General features: G+C 61.5%; 26 protein-coding genes and 1 pseudogene. 14 read left to right on the top strand and 13 right to left on the bottom strand.

Features of this window, described 5'->3' with window-relative positions; translation table 11 throughout:
* Positions 1-69: 69 nt before the first annotated feature.
* Both SynMEDNS5_RS08205 and SynMEDNS5_RS08200 read left to right on the top strand, forming a co-directional pair.
* Positions 70-330: a hypothetical protein gene (locus SynMEDNS5_RS08205; protein ID WP_186582924.1), complete on the top strand. Its 261-nt coding sequence runs from the start codon at positions 70-72 to the stop codon at positions 328-330.
* 10 nt (positions 331-340) lie between these two features.
* Positions 341-2092, top strand: coding sequence for a mechanosensitive ion channel family protein (locus SynMEDNS5_RS08200; protein ID WP_255440091.1), 1752 nt, complete (start codon positions 341-343; stop codon positions 2090-2092).
* Here the strand turns inward: SynMEDNS5_RS08200 and SynMEDNS5_RS08195 are convergent.
* The 5 genes and pseudogenes from SynMEDNS5_RS08195 to psbD form a co-directional block, all read right to left on the bottom strand.
* Positions 2085-2513 (bottom strand): hypothetical protein, encoded by a 429-nt coding sequence (locus tag SynMEDNS5_RS08195; protein WP_255440090.1) that lies wholly within the window; start codon positions 2511-2513, stop codon positions 2085-2087. The two genes, SynMEDNS5_RS08200 and SynMEDNS5_RS08195, sit on opposite strands and share 8 nt — an antisense overlap.
* Before the next feature lie 19 nt (positions 2514-2532).
* Positions 2533-2805, bottom strand: a pseudogene (locus tag SynMEDNS5_RS13255) (HEPN domain-containing protein); the annotation flags it as partial.
* A gap of 116 nt (positions 2806-2921) precedes the next feature.
* Entirely contained in the window at positions 2922-3224 is a 303-nt protein-coding gene (locus SynMEDNS5_RS08185; RefSeq protein ID WP_186582922.1) for a nucleotidyltransferase family protein, read from the bottom strand.
* Positions 3225-3381: 157 nt separating this feature from the next.
* Positions 3382-4770 carry a photosystem II reaction center protein CP43 gene (psbC, locus tag SynMEDNS5_RS08180; protein ID WP_186582921.1) on the bottom strand — a complete coding sequence of 463 codons (1389 nt, stop codon included), beginning with the start codon at positions 4768-4770 and terminating at the stop codon, positions 3382-3384.
* Positions 4754-5809 (bottom strand): photosystem II D2 protein (photosystem q(a) protein), encoded by a 1056-nt coding sequence (gene psbD, locus SynMEDNS5_RS08175; RefSeq protein WP_006041823.1) that lies wholly within the window; start codon positions 5807-5809, stop codon positions 4754-4756. The genes psbC and psbD overlap by 17 nt, the downstream gene beginning before the upstream one ends.
* A gap of 221 nt (positions 5810-6030) precedes the next feature.
* Here psbD and SynMEDNS5_RS08170 point away from each other — a divergent pair, with 221 nt between their 5' ends.
* Together SynMEDNS5_RS08170 and SynMEDNS5_RS08165 are read left to right on the top strand one after the other, a co-directional pair.
* Positions 6031-6567: a photosystem I assembly protein Ycf4 gene (locus SynMEDNS5_RS08170; RefSeq protein WP_186585924.1), complete on the top strand. Its 537-nt coding sequence runs from the start codon at positions 6031-6033 to the stop codon at positions 6565-6567.
* Positions 6568-6574: 7 nt separating this feature from the next.
* A complete protein-coding gene (locus tag SynMEDNS5_RS08165) occupies positions 6575-7279 on the top strand; it encodes a peptidylprolyl isomerase (protein ID WP_186582920.1) in 705 nt (234 codons plus the stop codon).
* A gap of 17 nt (positions 7280-7296) precedes the next feature.
* Here SynMEDNS5_RS08165 and ilvN read toward each other — a convergent pair whose 3' ends face one another.
* A complete protein-coding gene (gene ilvN / locus SynMEDNS5_RS08160) occupies positions 7297-7827 on the bottom strand; it encodes an acetolactate synthase small subunit (RefSeq protein ID WP_186582919.1) in 531 nt (176 codons plus the stop codon).
* Entirely contained in the window at positions 7824-8804 is a 981-nt protein-coding gene (locus tag SynMEDNS5_RS08155; RefSeq protein ID WP_255440089.1) for an alpha/beta fold hydrolase, read from the bottom strand. The genes ilvN and SynMEDNS5_RS08155 overlap by 4 nt, the downstream gene beginning before the upstream one ends.
* Here SynMEDNS5_RS08155 and SynMEDNS5_RS08150 point away from each other — a divergent pair.
* The 5 genes from SynMEDNS5_RS08150 to SynMEDNS5_RS08130 all read left to right on the top strand — a co-directional run bounded on the left by SynMEDNS5_RS08150 (position 8791) and on the right by SynMEDNS5_RS08130 (position 12191).
* On the top strand, positions 8791-9969 hold the full coding sequence (locus SynMEDNS5_RS08150; RefSeq protein WP_255440087.1) for a N2,N2-dimethylguanosine tRNA methyltransferase: 1179 nt from the start codon (positions 8791-8793) through the stop codon (positions 9967-9969). The genes SynMEDNS5_RS08155 and SynMEDNS5_RS08150 overlap by 14 nt on opposite strands.
* A gap of 39 nt (positions 9970-10008) precedes the next feature.
* On the top strand, positions 10009-10107 hold the full coding sequence (gene petM, locus SynMEDNS5_RS08145; protein ID WP_011933540.1) for a cytochrome b6-f complex subunit PetM: 99 nt from the start codon (positions 10009-10011) through the stop codon (positions 10105-10107).
* 54 nt (positions 10108-10161) lie between these two features.
* Positions 10162-11124 (top strand): NAD(P)H-binding protein, encoded by a 963-nt coding sequence (locus tag SynMEDNS5_RS08140; RefSeq protein ID WP_186582918.1) that lies wholly within the window; start codon positions 10162-10164, stop codon positions 11122-11124.
* Positions 11125-11196: 72 nt separating this feature from the next.
* Positions 11197-11412, top strand: a complete 216-nt coding sequence (locus SynMEDNS5_RS08135; RefSeq protein ID WP_186582917.1) for a hypothetical protein — start codon at positions 11197-11199, stop codon at positions 11410-11412.
* On the top strand, positions 11412-12191 hold the full coding sequence (locus SynMEDNS5_RS08130) for a methyltransferase domain-containing protein (protein WP_186582916.1): 780 nt from the start codon (positions 11412-11414) through the stop codon (positions 12189-12191). The genes SynMEDNS5_RS08135 and SynMEDNS5_RS08130 overlap by 1 nt, the downstream gene beginning before the upstream one ends.
* On the opposite strand, the gene SynMEDNS5_RS08125 is transcribed toward SynMEDNS5_RS08130, so the two are convergent.
* The gene (locus SynMEDNS5_RS08125; protein ID WP_370593592.1) at positions 12166-12822 is read right to left on the bottom strand and encodes a pseudouridine synthase; all 657 of its coding nucleotides are present in this window, start codon (positions 12820-12822) and stop codon (positions 12166-12168) included. The genes SynMEDNS5_RS08130 and SynMEDNS5_RS08125 overlap by 26 nt on opposite strands.
* Positions 12780-13028 carry a Nif11-like leader peptide family natural product precursor gene (locus SynMEDNS5_RS08120; RefSeq protein WP_186582915.1) on the bottom strand — a complete coding sequence of 83 codons (249 nt, stop codon included), beginning with the start codon at positions 13026-13028 and terminating at the stop codon, positions 12780-12782. Before SynMEDNS5_RS08120 ends, SynMEDNS5_RS08125 begins: the two co-directional genes overlap by 43 nt.
* Before the next feature lie 231 nt (positions 13029-13259).
* On the opposite strand from SynMEDNS5_RS08120, the gene infA reads away from it, so the two are divergent.
* Complete coding sequence (gene infA, locus SynMEDNS5_RS08115; protein ID WP_006041809.1) at positions 13260-13529, top strand: translation initiation factor IF-1; 270 nt, start codon at positions 13260-13262, stop codon at positions 13527-13529.
* A 3-nt stretch (positions 13530-13532) separates the two neighbouring features.
* Here the strand turns inward: infA and trxB are convergent, their stop codons facing one another.
* The 3 genes from trxB to SynMEDNS5_RS08100 form a co-directional block, all read right to left on the bottom strand.
* Positions 13533-14894, bottom strand: a complete 1362-nt coding sequence (trxB, locus tag SynMEDNS5_RS08110) for a thioredoxin-disulfide reductase (protein ID WP_186582914.1) — start codon at positions 14892-14894, stop codon at positions 13533-13535.
* Positions 14895-15021: 127 nt separating this feature from the next.
* Complete coding sequence (locus SynMEDNS5_RS08105; protein ID WP_186582913.1) at positions 15022-15270, bottom strand: hypothetical protein; 249 nt, start codon at positions 15268-15270, stop codon at positions 15022-15024.
* Between the two features lie 96 nt (positions 15271-15366).
* Positions 15367-16725, bottom strand: coding sequence for a DEAD/DEAH box helicase (locus SynMEDNS5_RS08100; RefSeq protein WP_255440381.1), 1359 nt, complete (start codon positions 16723-16725; stop codon positions 15367-15369).
* Between the two features lie 179 nt (positions 16726-16904).
* Here SynMEDNS5_RS08100 and SynMEDNS5_RS08095 point away from each other — a divergent pair, with 179 nt between their 5' ends.
* Entirely contained in the window at positions 16905-17081 is a 177-nt protein-coding gene (locus SynMEDNS5_RS08095; protein ID WP_186582912.1) for a hypothetical protein, read from the top strand.
* A gap of 68 nt (positions 17082-17149) precedes the next feature.
* Here SynMEDNS5_RS08095 and SynMEDNS5_RS08090 read toward each other — a convergent pair whose 3' ends face one another.
* On the bottom strand, positions 17150-17728 hold the full coding sequence (locus SynMEDNS5_RS08090; RefSeq protein ID WP_186585919.1) for an EF-1 guanine nucleotide exchange domain-containing protein: 579 nt from the start codon (positions 17726-17728) through the stop codon (positions 17150-17152).
* A 122-nt stretch (positions 17729-17850) separates the two neighbouring features.
* Between SynMEDNS5_RS08090 and SynMEDNS5_RS08085 the strand changes: the two genes are divergently transcribed.
* Genes SynMEDNS5_RS08085 through SynMEDNS5_RS08075 form a run of 3 tightly spaced genes read left to right on the top strand, consistent with a single transcriptional unit; the run spans position 17851 to position 20710 of the window.
* Positions 17851-18990, top strand: coding sequence for an NAD(P) transhydrogenase subunit alpha (locus tag SynMEDNS5_RS08085; protein ID WP_186582911.1), 1140 nt, complete (start codon positions 17851-17853; stop codon positions 18988-18990).
* Positions 18990-19295 (top strand): NAD(P) transhydrogenase subunit alpha, encoded by a 306-nt coding sequence (locus SynMEDNS5_RS08080; RefSeq protein WP_006041802.1) that lies wholly within the window; start codon positions 18990-18992, stop codon positions 19293-19295. Before SynMEDNS5_RS08085 ends, SynMEDNS5_RS08080 begins: the two co-directional genes overlap by 1 nt.
* A complete protein-coding gene (locus tag SynMEDNS5_RS08075; protein ID WP_186582910.1) occupies positions 19295-20710 on the top strand; it encodes an NAD(P)(+) transhydrogenase (Re/Si-specific) subunit beta in 1416 nt (471 codons plus the stop codon). Before SynMEDNS5_RS08080 ends, SynMEDNS5_RS08075 begins: the two co-directional genes overlap by 1 nt.
* The last annotated feature ends 14 nt before the right edge of the window (positions 20711-20724 follow it).

The raw sequence follows: 20724 nt of genomic DNA, 5'->3' as shown, positions 1-20724 counted from the left end.
ATGGGCTGCGTTGCCATTTTTCTTTTGCCGTAGCTAAAGCAAAAGCAGGCCCTTCTCACACCTTTGGCCATGCATCGTTTTCTGCTTCCCGGACTCGGCGCTTTGCTCCTCTCCGGAACCCTTGCCCTGAGCGCTTCTGCCATGGAGCCTCTCGCCATCAACGCCACGAATCAGGCCGACGCGTCCCTCGTTCTCAGCGCTGAACAGGCTTACTTCGCTGAATCAAGCGACGACTGGAGTCGTTCCGTGCAGGGCTTCCGTATGCCAGCCGGTGGGGACAAGAAGCATCAACCGCCGCAGGGCCATACCCTGCTGGACATGAGTTTCTGATCACGCATCCTTGTTGCGCTGCTTTCGCCGATCCTTCAAAGCAGTGCTGGTGGCGTTGCTGGCTGTGGTGTTGTCCATGGCCATTCCCTCTATGGCAGCGCCCTCCAGCGGACCATCAGGCTTCGGGGTTCCTGGTTTCAATGTCGATGTCCTCAATCGCACCCTGCCGGAACGGGGGCTTTCCGTTGGCAAGTACGAACTGGCCAAGGTCAACATCCTCGGAGTTCCGGCCATCACCGTGTCGAGTTCGGTGCTCAACAGTGATGGTGGATCGCCAGCGGCCCGGCAACGCGCTGCCGTGATCGAAGGCAACCTGCGCCTTCTCTACGACCCCAACCAGCTCTGCGGGCAAGGAGAACGCTTGAGCGAATGGCTGCTCGACAGCGTGTTGGGCGGCGAGACCAACGTCTGCACCGCCGGCCTCGGTCCGGGTATGGCGATGAGTAATGGTTTGGTCAGGCTTGAGATCGTCTCCGATGGCAAAGGCAATCAGGTGCTTGAAGCGCGGCTACCTGATCGCAAGCGCGCCTTCCCGTTGCTGTCGGTCACGGAAGCCGACGCGGAGATCAACGGCGTCACCACCGAGCAGCTGGCCAGGCGCTGGCGCATGATCCTGGAGAGCAGGATCAACCATGCGCGCTCGACCCTCCGGCCGAGACAACTGGCCCAGCGCTGGCGAATCACCCTCGTGGTGGAGCTCCTCCTTCTCGGGATGATTGCGGTGTCGCTGTTGGCCTGGAGAGGGTTGCGGCGCAGGGTGTCGCGCCTGCAGCGCCGTCGCTTCACGGAGGGCTATCGGGTGCCTTCTCTGGAGGTGCACCTGCATCTCACCCACACCGTCACCCGGGTGCTGATGGTGTGGATTCTGTTTCTGCTGGTGATGATGGTGGGCCTCGGCGTGATGGCTGTGCCCGGGCAGATCCCACTGGCGCTCGAGCTGCTGCTGCAACCCTCGTTCGCTTTGATCAAGGCGGGAGTGGTCACATTGGTGGGCTTGCTGTTGCGGGCGCTCAGCACGTTTCTGCTGCACCAATGGGCCGACAATGTGGACGTGGTCGTCCAGGAAAGGGCGCGTCGGGATCAGCGCTACCGCAGCCTGCTGCGGGTGAGTCATCGACTGATCGATGTGTCTTGTCTGCTGGTGGCGGGGCTTTGGGTGTTGATCGATGTCCCTGGCGTACGCACCGCTTCCATTTCCATCCTTGTTGCAGGTGGTGCCTTGTTGGGTGCCCTGGCCTTTGTGTTCCAGGGGTTATTGCGCGACTTTGTCGCCGGGATGCTGGTGCTGATTGAGGATCGCTATGCCATCGGCGACTGGATTGAGATTGATGGCGTGGAAGGGGAGGTGGTGGATGTGGGGTTGTTCAGCACCCAGATCCGCTGCCTGGATCAGCGGGTCGACACGCTTGATAACAGCACGATCCGCCAGCTGCGTAACCACACGAAATTGCGATCAGGCAGTTTGGTCACCTTTGTGGTGTCTCACCGCCAGAGCTCCATTGATCAGGCCATCACCCTGATCCGCGATGAGATCGATCTGTTCGTGAATGACAGCGATTGGAATCACCGTTTGCTCGGGGAACCCGTGTTGCGGGGGGTGCGCCGGGTCACTCCGCTGGGCACCCATCTGGAGGTGCTGCTGATTACCAAAGCGGGTGGGCAATGGGTGAGCGAACGCGAATTCCAGCTGCGTGTGCTGCGCCGCTTTGAAGCGGAAGGCGTGGTGCTGGCCGATGGATTGGAGTTAACGCGGCTTACTTGAACAGGTTGTTCAGCATCGTGCCCACGGCCGCACCCAAAGCGGCTCCTGCAGCGTCCTGGTTTGTGCTGCCGCTGTTCTGGGTGGCCACAAGCTTGTAATCGGCAAAGCGGAACACGCCTGTGTTGCCGTGATCCACGAAGGTCACCGGCCAGCTCCCACCGAAGGAATCACTGATGGTGTATGTGCCGCTGCCGTTGTCTTTGAACACGTACTTGCTGCCGTTCTCCAGCTGAATCTTGTAACGGTTGCGATCACCCTTCGACACCTGCTTGAGCTGGCAGGGGCCATCGAACACCCGCTGTCCTCTCTGGCTGAGGCTGCAGTAGCCCGCGTCTGTGGCCACCTGGCGACTGCTGTTACTGGCACTGGCGTTGTTACTGCCGCTGCTGCCGAAGAGCTGCTTTGTGAGGCCCTTGGCCACGTTCGACGCACTTCCTTGGTCAATAGCTAAGGATCGATTTCACAAACATCAGAACGTGTTCTGCGATTGTTCTCGCCTGCGCGGAATCTCTTGCGTCAAATCTGTCCATTGGAGCTTCGTCGTCTCGTGGATAACGGGTTTCGCTATTCATCCTGCTGACAGCCTTCAGATGGACATCTCCCAGAGAGTCAGTGTTGATCCCCTGCCGCTCAATCTCTTGGACGAGTCGATCGAGTGAATGGCTATGTGGCGGTAAGACTCCAAGAGAAATCAAGATACCTTTCAGAGCTTTTTCTGCTGCTTGGCTTTAGTGGTAGCAGGCTTGGCTGTGAAATTCTTCCGCTTCAGTGAGCTTGCCCACCGCGAGGTCGCTTTCTGCTTTTCGTAACCAGGCCTGAAAGCGCGTTGTCATCCTTTCGCCAGGATTCGGACATCGCGGCCGATCGCTTGCCAATAGGGATCCTGGCTGCAACGAAGACGATCCCAATTCGCTGAGCTGAGAGCCAGCACATCGTCGGCAAGTAGATGGCTCAACACTGCATCGGCCAAGGTTTCGGCATCCGCAGGAGTGGCTGCGATGGCGAGCATGTCGACATCAGAGTACGCATCCCAGTCTCCCCTCGCCAGGGAGCCAAACAGCCACAGGCTGCTTTCCCGGTGTTGAACGACCAGTTTCTCCGCTTTCTCCTGCAGTTCCGGGGGGCTGTTCAAGTTTGTGCTTCCGCAGCTCTGCTAGTGAGTTTGAGGTTGGTGCAGGGAATGCCGTGGCCAAAGCTTAATCAGCTTGCGGCCTTCGCGTTTAAGCCAAATAAAAAACCCCTGCCTTGCGGCAGGGGGTGATGACGATTGTTGGAGGTGAATCCTTGAATCAGTCGAGGTCGGGCATCGCCAGGGTGGGCTCGGCCTGACGATCGATGCCTTTTTCGAAACCGGCAGCAGCAGCACGGGCGCGGCCCGCATGCCAGAGATGACCGATCAGGAAGAAGAAGGCCAGGATGAACTGCGTGGCAGCCAGCCATTGGCGGATGTTCACGAAGTTCACCGAGTTGGGCTCGGTGATGATGCCGCCTACGGAGTTGATCGACGCGTTGGGAGCGTGGGTCATGTACTCAGCGGCACGACGCACTTGCCAGGGCTGGATGTCATTCTGCAACTTGTCGAGGCTCAGGCCGTTGGGCCCACGCAGGGGCTCCAGCCAGGGACCACGGAAGTCCCAGAAACGCATGGTTTCGCCGCCGAAGATGATTTCACCGGTGGGGGAGCGCATCAGGTACTTACCCAGGCCGGTGGGGCCCATGGCGGAACCGATGTTGGCGCCGAGGCGTTGGTCACGCACCAGGAAGGTGAAGCTCTGGGCCTGGGAGGACTCGGCATTGGTGGGGCCGTAGAACTCCGAGGGATAAGCGGTGTTGTTGAACCAGATGTAAGCCGAGGCGATGAAGCTCATGAAGCTCAGGGCGCCGAGGCTGTAGCTCAGGTAGGCCTCACCGTTCCAGATGAAGGCGCGACGCACCCAGCCGAAAGGCTTGGTGATCACGTGCCAGATGCCACCGAAGATCAGGGTCAGACCCAACCAGATGTGGCCACCGATGATGTCCTCCATGGAATTCACACCGATGATCCAGCCTTCGCCGCCGAAGGGGGCGCGGAACAGATAACCGAAGATCACACCGGGATCCAGAGTGGGATTGGTGATCAGTCGCACATCACCACCACCGGGGGCCCAGGTGTCGTAGACGCCGCCGAAGAACATGGCCTTGAAGACCAGCAGCAGACAGCCGACGCCCAGAAGGATCAGGTGATAACCAATGATGTTGGTCATCTGATTCTTGTCACGCCAGTCCTGTGAGAAGAACGTGGAGTAGTTCTCGAGAATTTCAGGACCACGCAGGGCGTGATAAAGGCCGCCGAGGCCGAGCACGGCGGAGCTGATCAGGTGAAGAACACCGACCACGAAGAAGGGGTAGAGATCGGTGACCTCACCACCAGGTCCAACGCCGTAACCAAGGGTGGCGACGTGGGGGAACAGGATCAGACCCTGCTCATACATCGGTTTGTCGAAGGTGAAGTGGCTCACCTCGAAGAGCATCATGGCGCCGGCCCAGAACACCATCAGACCAGCGTGGGCCACGTGGGCACCCAGCAGACGGCCGGACAGGTTGATGAGACGGGCGTTTCCGGACCACCAGGCATAGCCGGTGGAGTCGAGGTCTTTACCGCCAGTGGCGATAAGACCGGAATTAAAGGGCGTTTCCACGGGGCAGAACCTCTTCAGGGAAGACGAAGTTTTCGTGCGGCTGGTCAGCCGGTGCCATCCAGGCACGCAGACCTTCATTGAGAAGGATGTTCTTGGTGTAGAAGGTCTCGAATTCGGGATCTTCTGCAGCGCGGATCTCCTGCGACACGAAGTCGTAGGCGCGCAGGTTGAGGGCCAGGCCGATGATGCCGATGGAACTGGTCCACAGGCCCATCACAGGCACGAACAGCATGAAGAAGTGCAGCCAGCGCTTGTTGGAGAACGCGATCCCGAAGATCTGGCTCCAGAAGCGGTTGGCGGTGACCATTGAATAGGTCTCTTCTTCCTGAGTGGGCTCGAACGCCTTGAAAGTATTGGCCTGCTCGCCGTCCTCAAACAGGGTGTTTTCCACGGTTGCGCCGTGAATGGCGCAGAGCAGTGCGCCGCCGAGGATGCCGGCCACGCCCATCATGTGGAAGGGGTTCAAGGTCCAGTTATGGAAGCCCTGAAGGAAGAGGAGGAAGCGGAAGATCGCAGCCACACCGAAGGAGGGCGCGAAGAACCAGCTGCTCTGGCCGAGGGGGTACATCAGGAAGACGCTGACGAACACCGCAATCGGACCGGAGAAGGCGATGGCGTTGTAAGGGCGGATGCCCACCAGACGAGCGATCTCGAACTGACGCAGCATGAAGCCGATCAGTGCGAAGGCGCCGTGCAGGGCCACGAAGGCCCAGAGGCCGCCGAGCTGGCACCAGCGAACGAAGTCGCCTTGGGCCTCAGGGCCCCAGAGCAGAAGCAGGCTGTGACCCATCGCATCAGCGGGGGTGGACACAGCAGCGGTGAGGAAGTTGCAACCTTCCAGGTACGAGGAGGCAATGCCGTGGGTGTACCAGGAGGTAACAAAGGTGGTGCCGGTGAGCCAGCCACCGATGGCCAAATAGGCCGTTGGAAAGAGAAGAATGCCGGACCAGCCGACAAAAACGAAGCGGTCGCGCTTGAGCCAGTCATCGAGGACGTCGAACCATCCCCGCTGTGGCGCGCGTCCTACAGCGATCGTCATGAGAGGAGAACGGTGCGGTTACCCGCAGGCTGTGGGATACCAGGCGACCTTAACAATCTCAACGGGCTCTGCGGGGCTGATCGCTCTCAGCTGAAATCCGTTGTATCGGAGTGTTTCTTCGCTCTTTCTTTCGTTTTTTCGCGCCCTTTTGTGGCAGCTCCTGCATGGGGCGTCCGCGCAACGGCATGAGCGTTCACAATGTGCGCTGTTTCCAGGCTTCGATGGCCGCTGAACTGCTCGAACAGCCGGTGCTGGGATCGCGCCGTCTTTCCAACGTATTGGTTGCTGCGATGGTCACCATCGGCGGCGTGGGCTTTCTGTTTGCGTCCCTCTCCAGCTATCTCGGTCGGGACTTGCTGCCCCTTGGGCATCCGGCAGGGTTGGTGTTCGTCCCTCAGGGACTGGTGATGGGCCTGTACAGCATTGCTGCAGCCCTTCTGGCCACGTACCTCTGGGCGGTGATCGCCATCGATGTGGGATCGGGTTCCAACCGCTTCGATAAGCAGGCGGGTGTGATCACCATCTCCCGCCGCGGGTTCCGCAAGCCGATCAGCGTTGAGATTCCTCTGAAGGATGTTCAGGCTGTGAAGGTGGAAGTGCGCGATGGCTTCAATACGCGCAGGCGCGTGTCGTTGCGCGTTCAGGGTCGGCGAGACATGCCGCTTACCCGCGTGGGTGAACCCCTTCCTCTCGCCCAGCTGGAGCAGGATGGAGCCGAACTCGCTCGGTTTCTGGGCGTGAATCTCGAGGGACTTTGATCTCACCATGTGCCACCGCTCACTGTTCCAGCGTTCCTTGCGCGCCCTGATCACTCTTGCGCTCTGCATTCCCCTGCTTGTGAGCTGTGCCTCCACCACCACAGCCTCCGTGCCGGATGGCTGTGAGCAGGCCTCGAGTCCCTGTCTTCAGGGCAAGGCCAGCGTTGCCATGGAGACAAGCCGCGGAATGATCACCCTTGAGCTGGATGGTGATGCGGCTCCGGTCACGGCCGGCAATTTCGTGGATCTCGTGAAGCGCGGCACCTACAACGGCACCGTGTTCCATCGCGTTGTGAGGGATCCCGTTCCCTTCGTGGTGCAGGGGGGCGATCCTGCTTCAAGCAATCCCCAAACGCCCAAGGCTCAATACGGCACTGGCAGCTTCATCGATCCTGAGAGTGGCCAAGCCAGGTTCATTCCCCTGGAGCTGGCGTTTGAGGGTGAGGATCAACCCCGTTACGGGCGGGTGGTGAGCAACCCCAGCGAACTGCTGAAGCTGAAGCTCAGCCATGCGCGCGGCGCCCTGGCCATGGCCCGATCCCAGTCACCGGATTCCGCCAGCGCGCAGTTCTACATCGCCTTGAAGCCCCTGCCGGAATTGGATGGTCGCTACGCCGTCTTCGGCCGTGTCACCGAGGGCATGGAGGTGGTGGATGCCATCCGTCAGGACGACAAAATCATCAAAGCCACCCTGCTCACGCCTGGGCTCTGATCCGATTCCCGAGTTTCTCAGGCGGGAACCCGCCCTCCTGAGATCGAGGCTTTGAGAAGTTCCGTGTTCACGCCGGAAGCCCGCTCCAGGGCGACCTTGCCGGTGCGCGCGATTTCCTGAATGCCGTAAGGACCCATCAGTCGCTCCAAGGCGACCAGTTTTCCTGGATCGCCCACAACCTCCAGGGTGAGCGCGTCGTCCGCCACATCCACCACCTTGGCCCGGAAGACCTGCACCAGCTCGAGAATGGCACTGCGCTGGCTGTCTGGCGCCGACACCTTCATCAGCATCAGTTCCCGTTCCACCGCGGGGCGCTGGGAAAGATCGAGCACCTGCAGAACATTCACCAGCTTGTCCAGCTGTTTGGTCATCTGCTGGAGCGTCTGCTGATCGCCCTCCACCACCATCGTCAGCCGCGAACGTCCGTCCGCTTCTGCAGGGCCCACGGCCAGGCTGTCGATATTGAAGCCTCGGCGGGCGAACAAACCGGCAATGCGGCTGAGGGCACCGGATTCATCTTCCACCAGAACCGACAGGGTGTGCTTCATGCCTGTTGCTCGATCCCGGATGCGTGTTCGTGTCCCAAATTACGGTCCAGCCAGTGCAGCAGCTCTTGATGAAACCGTTCGGGGGTTTCGTCATGGGGGCAGTGGCCGCTGTTCTCCACCACCTTGAGCTCGATCCACGGGTGTTCGTTTTGCACACGTTCACCGATGAGCAACGGCACGAAGCGATCTTGACGCCCCCAGAGCAACAGCACCGGTGGGGGCTGGGGGCTCTGGCGCAGCCGCTGCAGCAGAGCCGGAGCCGTGGCGCCTCTCGGACGCAGGGCCATGCCGACGCTCATTGCCCGCAGCGCCCTCGGTGCCGTGGCCCGTCGTGCCGGCTGGGCGATCAGGCGCTCCAGTTCCCGGTCCATGCCGATGGGCCGGTGGTAGGCCCCCTGGAGCCCTGCCTTGATCAGCGGCGTTCGACTGATCAGCGGCACCACCAGCTCAAGTGGCAGCAGCCTGCACAGCACCGTCACGATTGAGCGCCTGAGTTGCCTCTGCCCTCGTTTCTGGCGCGCTGCGACAGGGTTCAACAGGGCCGGGTCCGGCAGGGGGGCGGCCGCCACTGCGGCCACAAGCTGGGGGGCCAGCACTGCGGTGGTAAGGGCTGTCAGACCTCCCAGGGAATTGCCCACCAGCACCGCCGGTGATTGCACTACCTGTTCGAGAAAGGCAGCCAGTTGCCGGCCCCATAACCTGTTGTCGAGCGCTGTCCGGCGCCCAAGACCGGGCTGATCAGAACGACCGAAGCCAATCAGATCCAAGCCAAAGACCCGGTATCCAGCCTGTGCCAGTGGACCGGCGTTATGGCGCCAGTGGCTGCTGCTGGCACCAAAGCCGTGCAACAGCACCACGGCGGGAGCGCTTGTGGCTCCAAGAACCCGCCAGTGGCATTGGAATCCCTGCCATGTCCAGGTGGCCGCATCGCCCCAGTCAGCACCGGTGGAGGCAGGCTGGAGGGTGGTTGCAGGCACGCGGCTGGACTCCCGGGATCTTCACTATCGCGAAGGCGCTGCCTGTTTGCAGACGGGATCGGGTTTCTTCCGCCCTGAGTCGCGTCCATCCAGGGACCTGTCTGTTCTGCTGGCTGCCCATCAGGCCTCCAGGGCCCAGGGGCCCCAGCACTGGCTGGATCTGATGGCCGGTTGCGGCATCCGTGGCCTGCGCTGGGGGTTGGAAGGCGCGCCCCAGTCACCGCACCCGCTGGCGCTCTGGCTGAATGATGCCGATCCCGAGCGGATGGATCTTCTCCAGGCCAATCTCAAGCCTCTGTCTGGCCTCGCCGGCGTGGACCTCACGTTTAGTCAACAGCCTGCAGAACGTCTGCTGCGGCAGGCCTATCTCGATCAGCGCCGCTTCGACCTGATCGATCTTGATGCTTTTGGTTGCCCGAACGGGCTGTTGCAGTCGGCGCTTTCGGTGCTGCGCTTCGGAGGGGTGTTGATCCTGGCCAGCACCGACGGTCGCTCGCCCACAGGCCATGACCGGGTGGCCGCTGTGCGGCGGTTTGCTGCGGCGGCACGGGCCCATCCATCCAGCTGGGAGCTGGCCTTGCGGCTTCAGCTTGCGGCTTTGGCGCGGGAGGCCTGGATGTTGGGCCGAGGGCTTGAACCGCTGGCTTGCTTTAGCGATGGGCGAACCTTCCGCTTGGCCGTGCGCCTGCACAGGCGTATTGGCGCTGATGAGGAAGGCAGTCTGGGCCTCCTCGCCCGCTGTGAACACTGCGGTGATCAAGCCGTTCAGCCTGTGCTGAAGCTCAGCGGCTGGCGGGCCTGTGCCTGCCGGGCTGATTCGGGGCGCTGGGCGGTGTCGGGCCCGCTCTGGCTGGGTCCATTGCAGTCCCCGGCGCTGTTGCAGGAGCTGCTCAACCTGAGTGAAGCCATGCCGCACACCATGGCGCTTCCCAGTCGGCGTCTGCTCGAACGCTTGCAGGGGGATCCGGGGTTGCCGGTGTGTTGCTGGTCCACCGATGAACTGGCGCAACGCCTTGGGCTTGCCGGCCCGCCTCCTCTGCACAGGCTTGTGCAGGCGCTGCAAAGCGAGGGCTATTGGGCCGGCGTCAGTGGCGTGATGGCCGGGCAGCTGCGCACGGATGCGCCATGGAAGGTGTTGTTACAACGGTGTGCCGATCTGGCCTGAGGGCAGCTTTTAATAGGTGCTGATCGTGAACACATCCCCATGGCTTCGGAGATTTTCGGCATTGCAGCGGTGTTCTGGGTGCTGATTCCTGTGGGTCTGGCCGGTGGTGCCCTCCTCTTGAAGCTGCAGAAGGACTGACTCTCAAACAAGGTTGGACGCCCCTTAGGCTCCTGCCTTGGAAGAGCGAGCCCCATGCAGGTTCTGGTGGTTGGTGGAACGGGAACCCTGGGCAGGCAGATTGCCCGTCGAGCCCTGGATCAGGGTCACGATGTGCGCTGCATGGTGCGTTCTCCGCGCAAAGCCCCCTTTCTGCAGGAGTGGGGGTGTGAGCTCACCCGCGGTGATCTGCTCGAGCCGGCCAGCCTCGATTACGCCCTCGATGGGGTGGACGCCGTGATTGATGCGGCCACCAGCCGCCCCAACGATCCCCAGAGCGTTTATGTGACCGACTGGGACGGCAAACTCAACTTGCTCAGAGCCTGCGAACGCGCGGGAGTGAAGCGGTTTGTGTTCCTCTCATTGCTGGGTGCGGAGAAGCATCGTGATGTTCCATTGATGGACATCAAGTACTGCACTGAGAAGCTGCTCCAGGAATCAGACCTCGACTACACCATCCTCCAGGGTGCTGCCTTCATGCAGGGGGTGATCAGTCAGTTCGCCATCCCTGTGCTGGAGAGCCAGACCGTATGGGTGAGCGGTAGTCCCACGCCGATTGCCTACATGAACACTCAGGACATGGCCCGCTTCGCGGTGGCAGCTCTGGATCATTCGGAAACCGTGCGCGGCAGTTTCCCGGTGGTCGGCCCGAAAGCCTGGAACACAGGCGAGGTGGTTCAGCTCTGTGAGCTGGCCTCGGGGAAGTCAGCTCGGGTGTTCCGGGTGCCCCCCGTGCTGATGCGCTTGATGGAAGGCGCCTGCTCCTTCTTCGAGCCTGCGGTGAATGTGGCGGAGCGTTTGGCTTTTGCTGAAGTCACCGGTGGTGGTGGTGCCCTCGACGCACCGATGGAGTCCAGCTACAGCCATTTCGGTATCGATGCTTCGGAGGTGACCGGCCTGGAGGCGTACATCCGGGAGTACTACGACACGATTCTCAAGCGCTTGCGTGCCATGGAGGCGGATCTCGACAGGGACGCCAAGAAAAAGCTGCCGTTCTGATGACCACCACCACCGGCGAGTGGTTGATTTGTACTGGCTTTCGTTAATGTCGGGTCCCGCCCGCTCTGTTTTATGTCGGTTGCTCAAGTCAAGAATCTGCAGCGACGGCTCGATAACCTCTGCCGTGAGGCGGAAACCGAGCTCACCCGCACGTGCGGGCACGAGCTGTGGCGCACCTTGGGATTCGATGCCTTCGACGGCCTTGAAGACAGCGACCGCCGGGCCAGCGCCAATTATTACTACGGTCAATGGATGACCGCACGTGAGCTGCAGGAGGCCCTGGGGTGATGGCTGAACAATGCTGTGGACCGTCTTTGGACCAGACCCAGGCCGTTGAATCCCGGTACGGAGCAGCGGCCCATCAACAGGAAGCTTGCCTTTGCACCCCTGTCGCCTTTGACGCCTCGTTGTTGAAGGTGATCCCCACGGATGTTGTGGAGCGCGACTACGGATGCGGTGATCCCACCCGATGGGTGCAGGTCGGCGACGATGTGCTCGATCTCGGAAGCGGCAGCGGCAAGAATGCCTTTATCTGCTCTCAGGTGGTGGGTGAAAGCGGATCGGTGATCGGTGTGGATCGCAACGACGACATGCTGGCCCTGTCCTGCGCGGCGGCGCCGGTCGTGGCCAATCGCATCGGATTCGCCAACGTGCGCTTTGTGAAAGGTGCGATTGAAGCCCTGGATGCTTCAACGCCATCAGGCTCCGCCTTGATTGAATCCGCCAGTGTGGATGTGGTGTTGAGCAATTGTGTGCTCAATCTGGTGAACCCCTCGGCCCGTGCTGCACTTCTGGCCAACATCCGCCGGGTGTTGCGTCCGGGTGGGCGCGTGGCCATCAGCGACATCGTTTGCGATCGGCCTGTGCCGCTGGGTCTTCAGCAGGATCCTGAACTCTGGAGCGGTTGCATCAGTGGTGCCTGGCTTGAGGATGCCTTCCTGGCCGACTTCCGTGCCCTTGGTTTTGAGCAGGTGGGCTATGCCGACCGTTCCGACACGCCCTGGAGGGTGGTGGAGGGGGTTGAGTTCCGGGCGGTCACTCTCACCGGCGTGCTCCCTCGGTCCTGAGCAAGGCTTTGAGCCGCTCCTGTTCTGGCGGCTTGACCGGTCTCCATTGCCCGGATGCCAGGCCCTCAATGCTGAGAGGAGGGTCACCGTCCATTAGATCGACGCTGCGGCGAATCAAGCGCAGGGTCGGCAGTCCCACGGCAGCCGTCATCCGCCTGATTTGGCGGTTGCGGCCTTCGCGCAGGCTGATGCTGAGCCAGGAGGTGGGAATGGAGCGGCGCTCGCGGATGGGAGGTGTTCGCTCCGGCAGTTCACGCCAGAGACTTGGGTCGAGGGATGACGCCCGGGCCGGACGGGTGCGCTGGCCTTTGATCACCAACCCTTGTTCCAGGGCAGCCAGTTGGACGTCGTCCGCAAGACCTTCCACCTGCACCCAATAGGTTCGCCAGTGGCCGAAACGGGGGTCGGTGAGCCGTTGCTGCAGGCGTCCGTTCTCGGTGAGGATCAGCAATCCTTCACTGTCCGCGTCCAGCCGGCCGGCTGCGTACACATTCGGCACGTCAACCCAGTCGGCCAGACAGCCCCAGCGGCTGCCGGGCTCTCGGGTGAATTGACTGAGAACCCCGAACGGCTTGTGCAGCAGCAGGGTCAGGAATGGCCTCCGAAGCAGAGAAGCAGGGCCTCTCCCCAGCTGGAGGCCTTGTTCAGATGGTCGTCATGCAGGTGCTTCATTTTTTCGGCCTGCATTTTCAACATTGTTGCCTGGGTGAACTCGTGACCCTGCTCCTTGGCTAGATCCACCACATGCTGGGGGCTTCCGGCTTGTCTGACCTGCTCTCTCATCTGAGAATCAGACTGCACCAGGGATGCAAAGGCAGCGAGGGCTGATTCGGACACGGACTTGAGCGCTTTTCTCGAAGATTAAGTGGATTTCTGCCGTGACCGCCACAGATTCACAGCCCCGATAGAAATCATTAGCAGGCCTAGGTCCATCGACAGTGGGGGCAGGATCATGAACCTTGATGCGAGAAGGCTGACCCTAGGGGCGGGGTTCCGCTGCTGCGACTGAGCGCAGCGCCGGTGGCCTTCTAAAATTCAGTCATTCTTGATTCAGGTTTATTCCGGCGCATGATTGAAACCTCGGGTGTAATTGAAAAAGAGCAGGGCAACGGGTTCTACCTGGTCACCCTCGAGCAGCCCGCAGGTCATCAATGCCTCTGCCGTGCGGCTGGCAAGCTCACCAAATTCAGGATCAAACTCCTCGCCGGTGACAAGGTGCTGGTGGAGATCAGTCCTTATGACCTCACCCGAGGACGGATCACCTACCGGGAACGCAATGCCGGCGCACCAGGTGGTCGTCCCGGTGGCAACCGCCCCGGGGGACCTCGCCGCCGTTGAGCGTCAGCCCTCAGGCAGAAGTGAGCGAATCGAGGCCATGAACTCGCTGCGCTGCTTCACTCCCCGCCACTGCTGCTTGAGCTCTTTGTCGTGAAAAAGCTGCACGGTTGGTGTGCCATTCACGCCGGCTTGTTCAGCGATGGCCTGGTCGGCTTCGATGTCGATTTCGATCCCCTGGGCGCGCCCTCCAAGTTCGTCGAGCACACGCTTGAGTTGTGGCTTCAGCACGTGGCAGGGGCCGCAGCTTGGGGATGTGTAGACAACCAGAAGCGGCCGCTGGCTGTCGTGGTACAGCTTTCTAAGGGCATAACTTCCCTTCTGCCAGAGCGCATCCGGGTCGTAGCTGGATTCCGTGGTTTCCGCTGTGGCTTTGGGTGTGTCTGCCTTGGCGGGCTCGGCCTGATCGCGCTTGATCAGTTGGGCCAGGTCGTTGTGGCTGAGCCATCGCTCGGCGGCCAGGGCCGCCTGGCAGCCGCTGCCAGCGGCGGTGATGCCTTGGCGCCACTCCGCATCCGCGACGTCTCCCGCCGCGAACACACCCTCTTTGGAGGTTTCCGGGCGTCCTGGCTGGGTGATCAGATAACCGGTGCCGTCGCAATGGAGCTGATCACGCACCAACTCGGTGTTTGGTGTGTGTCCGATGGCGTAGAACATTCCCCTCACTGGGAGGTGCTCCTCCAAGCCGCTGTCCCGTCGATGGAGCCGTAACCCACTGAGCCATTCCTCGCCTTCGGCGTCGGCCACCTGGGTGTTCCAGTGGACGGTGATCTGGGGGTTGGCCTGCACCCGGTCGGCCATGGCGGCACTGGCTCGCAAGCGGTCAGAACGCACCAGTAGGTGCACATGGCTTCCGTATTTGGTTAGGTAAACAGCCTCCTCGCAGGCGGAGTCACCGCCGCCCACCACGGCCAATTCCTCGTTGCGGAACTGGGGCGTCGCGCCATCGCAGATGGCGCATGCGCTGATTCCCTGGCTCCAGAAACGTTCTTCATTCGGGAGGCTCAGGCGATTGGCGCTCGCGCCAGTGGCGATGATCAGAGCCTGGGTTTCGATGGTATCTCCGTCGGCTTCGATTCTGTAGGGCCTCTGGCTCAGGTCGATTCGGTCTGCATCAGCCTCCAGCAGGCGCGTTCCCCAACGCTCGGCTTGGGCCTTCATCAGGTCCATCAGTTCAGGGCCCAGCACCCCATCGGGAAACCCTGGGAAATTTTCCACATGGGTGGTGGTCATCAACTGCCCACCAGGAATTCCACCCCGTTGGAACCCCGTGATCAGAAGCGGATTGAGGTTGGCGCGGGCGGCATAAATGGCTGCGGTGTAACCAGCAGGGCCAGACCCCACGATCACCAGATTTTCGACCGCCATGGCTAATGCGGAGTGATTATGAGTTAAGTGTAGATGGTGGGGTGGGGCCGATGGGTTGTTTGTTCGACAATTTGGCCAGGATTTTTCCGATCGAAGCGATCCGGAATTCGGCTATTTAAGGATTTTATTAGATTTCGAGTGTGTCTTCTGCTGGATTGTCTGCGTGCAGGTGTCGGCGTTTTCCATTTGATTGCTTCAGGCTCATGACGGACTCTTCAAGCATTTCCGGATGCTCTCCGATGCAGAGGATCCATTCCCGGTATTCCTGGGTCAGCGCATAACTGTCTTCATAGCGCTCAGCGCTGTCCAGTACGGCGATCCGGGTTGTCGCCCAGCAAGTAGCGACGCTGACGCGACGTTCAAGAGCTGCGTCCATGACTGTCTCCCAGATGGTGCCCAGATTGCATGCTGATGGCTTTGCATCAGGGCTGGATTTGCAGAACGTCGCATTTTTTCTCGCGGAAAGATGTTTTCAGCGCTGCAAAAATTTCGGTAATTCCGGTGTTCGTACACGGATCACCGCACCGGCACCATCGCCGACGGCTTCCAGGGGCAGGCTGGGCCCTCGCCACGCTCCTCCCTGGCCTGTCTCCTCCGCGATCCGTGGCTCAGCAGGAGCCGCAATGCGATAGGGCTCCGTGAGCGACCAGTTGCGTGCGTACTGCATCAACAGGGGGTCGGCTGGCGCGAACACAAAGGAGGGATCGCGGGGAATCGCTTCCTTGCTAGCCCGTTCCCCGCAGAGGCGTACCGCCCGGGTGATGCCCTGGATGAAACGGCTGCGGGTGGCCACTGTCGTTAGGTAGGCCACCACTCGTAGCCGGGGAGCATCGAATCCTTCGGCGCACATGTCGATGCTCACAAGCCAGTCGGCATCGCCGCGTTCAAAGCGGTTGAGTCGATCCGAGGCGCCTGGGTCTTGTGAGTGAACCAGATCCACCCGGTCGCCCTGCTCCTCGAGAAGGGAGGAGATGGTTCGGGCGTGGTCGATGTCCCGAGCAATCACCAGGCCCGCGGCACGGGGATGGTGCTGTCGAACCCGCTCCAGTTGGGTTCGGGCCCGCAGCAGCAGCTGCAGGGCGATGCTGCTGCTGTCCGCCAGGCGAATGGCCCTGCGCAGGTTGCGCGCCCGCCAGCTCTCCCGCTGCTCAGACGACAACGGCGACACCTCCCGGTCGGGCTGACCGTCCTGGCTGTGTTCTACCCATCCATCTTGGAATCGGAATTCCAGCGGTCTAACGTCGCCGGCGGCGATCAGTTCCCTCGGCTCCACACTGAGATCCGGCTGGATCTGCTCCATCCGCTCGCCGGCCTCCTCCACCTCCACTCTCCGCGCTGCACAGAACGCCAGGTTGTCTGCGCGGAACGGGGTTCCGGTGAGACCGAGCCGCAGCCTGGCTCTCTGGCTCAGGTCCAGAAACGTGCGACCCCATACCGGCCCTTCCGGTTCTTCCGGCTCCACACCGAGATGGTGGGCTTCGTCTGCGATCGCCAGATGCTCGCCATCGCTCCATAGGGCGAGCTCGGCCTTGAGCGCTTCAGATTGTCGGCCAGCCCCCTGATAACTCACCAGCCAGCCGTCGGCCTGGAGTGGGGCACTGCCAGGACCGTTCCAGGGCTGTAGGTGCAGTCCCAGGCGCTCCGCTGCCCGTTGCCATTGCTCGAGGATCGAGGTGCGGTGACAGAACACGAGCACACGACTGAAACGCCCTTCCCGCTGCATCGCCTGGAAGGCCAGCAGGGCGCCGAGGGTCTTACCAGCACCCGGCCCCGCATGGATCAGCACATCCCGCGTTCCCGGAGCAACTGGATCCAGGCGTCGGCGCAGCAGTTGGGTGAGTTGCTGCTGCCACTGACGGGGCCGAATCGTGTGGCCTGGTGCAATTCCCTCTAGAGCAAAGGACGGCGTCGTGATGGCGAATAGGAAAGTTAGGTCTTTCTAACCATTCCAATCGCTTGCGCCACTCTTACCTTCCGACCATCAGCCCTCGGGTTTTTGCCCTTCTCTCTATGGCCCGACGTCGCTACCAGCCCATGACCGGTCCTGAATCCAGGCGCACTCTCGAGCGCTGTTGGCCCCTTGATTGTGATCTGGATCCGCTCATCCTTCGCGCACGACTGCTTCATCACCAGGGCCGCCGGCCCATGGCGCAGTCGGTGGAGCAGGAACTGATGCCCATGTTCTGAGGGCGTTCAGTTCCTGTTCGTGAGTGACTGATCGTTCGTTTTTGCTCGATCGTGCGATTCGTCTGCCTTCAGAGCGATTCGGTGTGGTTGCAGAGCAGCCGCTCCACTTCCACAAGTCCATCTTCGGCCGCCTGATGGGCACGGTCCATCCGTCCTCCTGCAGGCTCTAGCAAACGGTTGGTGAGCCGCTGGAGAAGCTGATCCCGTTGCGATTCCAGCAGTCCAAGAATCTCTTCCTCGATCAGCTGGCGCACAGCCTGGCTGCGCAGGTGGTCGTCAGACGCCTCATCAAACGTGCCCTGAACCAGCTCCTGAATGAACAGGCGGTGCACCTCACTGCTGCGCAGAAAGCTTTCCGTGGCATTGATAATGCCGTCGACCAGGGTGCGGTCAGGTTCTGAATCCTGTTCACTCAGCTTGAACTCCCAGTCCAAGTGGCGTCGCTGCCATCCGGCGGCATGGAGGCTGGGCATCACGGTCTGGGAAAAGGTATCCACAGACATTTCGTAGATGCGCTCGGCCAGCCGTTCGCACCATTCACGGCCATGGTCGGCCAACAGCTTTTCCATGGCATCGCGCTCAACGGCGTGGCCGCCGTGATGGCTATGGCAAACGCCGTCTGGGCATTCGATCGCTGTGAGTCCCATCTTGATGCAATCAGGATCCTTTCCATAGCCACAGCCAGCCATCACATATCCGCATCTTCAGAAAAGATCCAGGCGCAATCCGGCGACGGCCTAACCTCGCCTGGGTCGGCGGCATCACGATCTTGCCCATACTTTTGATCCCGGTGGAGACAGCGGCGGGGGAAACCCGCGTCGCGGCCTCACCGGAAACCGTCAAGAAGTTCATCGCTCTCGGTTGTCGGGTGGTGCTCGAACGGGGAGCCGGACGGACGTCCGGATTTCTCGATGAGGCCTACGCCGAGGTGGGTGCACAGCTTGTGACTCCCGGAGATAGTCAGGCTTGGGGAGAGGCCGACGTGCTGCTGTGCGTCCAATCGCCCTCCCCTCTCGACCTCGGCCGATTGCGCCGTGGTGCGCTGGTGGTTGGGCTACTGGCTCCATACGCCAACGTCGAGCTCGATGCAGCACTGAAGAGCTGCGGCCTCTCCGCCATGGCCCTGGAGCTGCTGCCTCGCATCAGCCGTGCGCAGTCAGCCGATGCGCTGTCTTCACAGGCCAACATCGCCGGTTACAAGTCTGTTCTGCTCGCTTCGGCCGCTCTGGATCGTTACTTCCCGATGCTGATGACCGCTGCCGGCACGGTGCAGCCTGCCCGGGTCGTGGTGCTCGGTGCAGGGGTGGCCGGTCTTCAGGCCGTGGCGACCGCGCGCCGACTGGGTGCTGTGGTCTACGTCAGCGATATCCGTCCTGCGGTGAAGGAGCAGGTGGAATCCCTCGGTGCCCGCTTCATCGACCCTCCCGAGATGGAGGACAAACCCGCCGAGTCGGGTGGTTATGCGAAACAGGCCTCCGATGCCTTTCTTGCGGCACAGCGTCAGCAGCTTTCCGATCAGCTGGCCGAGGCTGATGTGGCCATCTGCACCGCACAGGTGCCAGGTCGGCGTGCACCACGTCTGATCAGTGGGGACATGCTTGATCGCATGCGTCCCGGGGCGGTGGTGGTGGATCTGGCAGTCGCGCAGGGCGGTAACTGCGCCGACACCATTCCCTCCCAGACCGTGGATCGCAAGGGCGTGAAGTTGATCGGTGCCAACGACCTCCCCTGCTCCGTTCCGAACCACGCCAGCTTCCTTTACTCCAAAAACCTGCTGGCGCTGCTGCAGCCCATGCTTCAAGACAGCCAGCTCACCCTCGACCTCGAGGATGAGCTCTTAGCCGGTTGCCTGATCAGTCAGGACGGCAACATCCGCCGCAGCGACGTTCTCACCCCAGGAGCCAACTGATGGAAACAAGCTTTGTGGAGTTCCTCTGGGTGCTGCTGCTTGGCAGCCTTCTGGGACTGGAACTGATCGGCAAGGTGCCACCTACCTTGCACACTCCGCTGATGAGCGGGGCCAATGCCATCTCAGGCATCACCGTGCTGGCCGCGCTCACCGCGATCATCCGCTCCGGGGACAACCTGGTGCTGCTGATTCTTGGGGCCGTATCCCTGGGCTTTGCACTCTTCAACGTGATCGGGGGGTTCCTGGTCACCGATCGCATGCTGGCCATGTTCAGCCGTAAGCCCGCCCGCAAGGAGAACCGCTGATGGAATTTCTCAAGTACGCCGTTGAACTGGTTGCCGTTCTGCTGCTCGCTTTGGGCATCAAGGGCTTGTCGAAAGTGCGTTCTGCCCGCAGTGCCAACCAGCTGGCGGCTGTGGCGATGGCCCTGGCTGTTCTGGGCCTTCTGATCAACTACCTGGGTACATCAGGCATTTCGGCTGCGGCCTGGACGTGGATCATCACCGGCACGCTGATCGGCGGCGTTCTCGGTGCGATCACGGCTCAGCGGGTTCCAATGACCTCCATGCCGGAAACGGTGGCGCTGTTCAACGGCTGTGGTGGTATGTCATCGCTGCTCGTGGCCCTTGCCGCAGCCTTCTTCCCACGCCAGCTCGAAGCCGCGGGGCTGGTCGCTGTGGTGTCCATCGTGATTTCCGTGTTCGTTGGTTCCATCACCTTCACCGGATCGATCGTGGCCATGGCCAAGCTCCAGGGCTGGCTGTCCACGCCCGCCTGGATGCAGAGCAAGGCCCGTCATGTGGTCAACATCGCTCTTGCTGTGGCCTCCCTCGTGGCGGCCATCAAGCTGATCACTGATGGAAACGGCACCCAGGGGCTGTGGCTGCTGGTGGTGGCCTCCGGTCTGCTGGGGATCGGCGTCACCTTGCCCATCGGCGGCGCAGACATGCCCGTGGTGATTTCACTGTTGAACAGTTATTCCGGTGTGGCGGCAGCCGCTGCTGGTTTCGTGGTGGGGAGCCAGTTGCTGATCGTGGCGGGTGCGATGGTCGGCGCCGCCGGCCTGATCCTCACCCAGGTGATGTGCAACGGCATGAACCGTTCGCTGGTGTCGGTGCTCTTTGGCGGTGCTCTGGGCGCAAGTGCTGCATCCGGAGGTGGTGGTGAGTACACCAACATCACCAGTTGCAGTGTGGAGGAATGTGCTCTCACCCTGGAGGCTGCTGAGCGGGTGGTGATCGTGCCCGGTTACGGCCTTGCCGTCGCCCAGGCTCAGCACACTCTGCGTGAGGTCACGCGTTCATTGGAGGCTGCCGGTATCCAGGTGGATTACGCCATTCACCCCGTGGCTGGTCGCATGCCGGGTCACATGAATGTGCTGCTTGCTGAGGCCGATGTGCCCTACGAGCAGCTCAAAGAGATGGATGTGATCAACCCCGAGTTCCCCGCCACCGACGTTGTTCTCGTGCTTGGTGCCAACGATGTGGTCAATCCCCAGGCGAAGAGCGATCCCAACTCACCGCTCTACGGCATGCCGGTGCTCGATGTGCAGCAGGCCCGCACCGTGTTCGTTGTCAAGCGGGGCATGAGCGCCGGCTACTCCGGCATCAAGAACGACCTGTTCGACCTGGCTAACACCTCCATGGTGTTTGGTGATGCCAAGAAGGTGCTGGGCGATTTGCTGGGCGAGCTCAAAGAGCTTGGTGTCGGCAAGAAGTGATCAGCGGGCTCCCA

Source organism: Synechococcus sp. MEDNS5, assembly GCF_014279875.1.
Classification (GTDB): Bacteria; Cyanobacteriota; Cyanobacteriia; order PCC-6307; family Cyanobiaceae; genus Synechococcus_C.
This window is presented reverse-complemented; position numbering and strand designations above follow the sequence as displayed.

Excerpts from the sequence above, each read along its gene's own strand:
- SynMEDNS5_RS08205 (WP_186582924.1), top strand. The coding sequence starts at position 70 with ATGCATCGTTTTCTGCTTCCCGGACTCGGCGCTTTGCTCCTCTCCGGA.
- psbD (WP_006041823.1), bottom strand. The coding sequence starts at position 5,809 with ATGACGATCGCTGTAGGACGCGCGCCACAGCGGGGATGGTTCGACGTC.
- SynMEDNS5_RS08170 (WP_186585924.1), top strand. The coding sequence starts at position 6,031 with ATGGCCGCTGAACTGCTCGAACAGCCGGTGCTGGGATCGCGCCGTCTT.
- SynMEDNS5_RS08165 (WP_186582920.1), top strand. The coding sequence starts at position 6,575 with ATGTGCCACCGCTCACTGTTCCAGCGTTCCTTGCGCGCCCTGATCACT.
- ilvN (WP_186582919.1), bottom strand. The coding sequence starts at position 7,827 with ATGAAGCACACCCTGTCGGTTCTGGTGGAAGATGAATCCGGTGCCCTC.
- petM (WP_011933540.1), top strand. The coding sequence starts at position 10,009 with ATGGCTTCGGAGATTTTCGGCATTGCAGCGGTGTTCTGGGTGCTGATT.
- SynMEDNS5_RS08140 (WP_186582918.1), top strand. The coding sequence starts at position 10,162 with ATGCAGGTTCTGGTGGTTGGTGGAACGGGAACCCTGGGCAGGCAGATT.
- SynMEDNS5_RS08135 (WP_186582917.1), top strand. The coding sequence starts at position 11,197 with ATGTCGGTTGCTCAAGTCAAGAATCTGCAGCGACGGCTCGATAACCTC.
- SynMEDNS5_RS08130 (WP_186582916.1), top strand. The coding sequence starts at position 11,412 with ATGGCTGAACAATGCTGTGGACCGTCTTTGGACCAGACCCAGGCCGTT.
- infA (WP_006041809.1), top strand. The coding sequence starts at position 13,260 with ATGATTGAAACCTCGGGTGTAATTGAAAAAGAGCAGGGCAACGGGTTC.
- trxB (WP_186582914.1), bottom strand. The coding sequence starts at position 14,894 with ATGGCGGTCGAAAATCTGGTGATCGTGGGGTCTGGCCCTGCTGGTTAC.
- SynMEDNS5_RS08105 (WP_186582913.1), bottom strand. The coding sequence starts at position 15,270 with ATGGACGCAGCTCTTGAACGTCGCGTCAGCGTCGCTACTTGCTGGGCG.
- SynMEDNS5_RS08095 (WP_186582912.1), top strand. The coding sequence starts at position 16,905 with ATGGCCCGACGTCGCTACCAGCCCATGACCGGTCCTGAATCCAGGCGC.
- SynMEDNS5_RS08090 (WP_186585919.1), bottom strand. The coding sequence starts at position 17,728 with ATGGGACTCACAGCGATCGAATGCCCAGACGGCGTTTGCCATAGCCAT.
- SynMEDNS5_RS08080 (WP_006041802.1), top strand. The coding sequence starts at position 18,990 with ATGGAAACAAGCTTTGTGGAGTTCCTCTGGGTGCTGCTGCTTGGCAGC.
- SynMEDNS5_RS08075 (WP_186582910.1), top strand. The coding sequence starts at position 19,295 with ATGGAATTTCTCAAGTACGCCGTTGAACTGGTTGCCGTTCTGCTGCTC.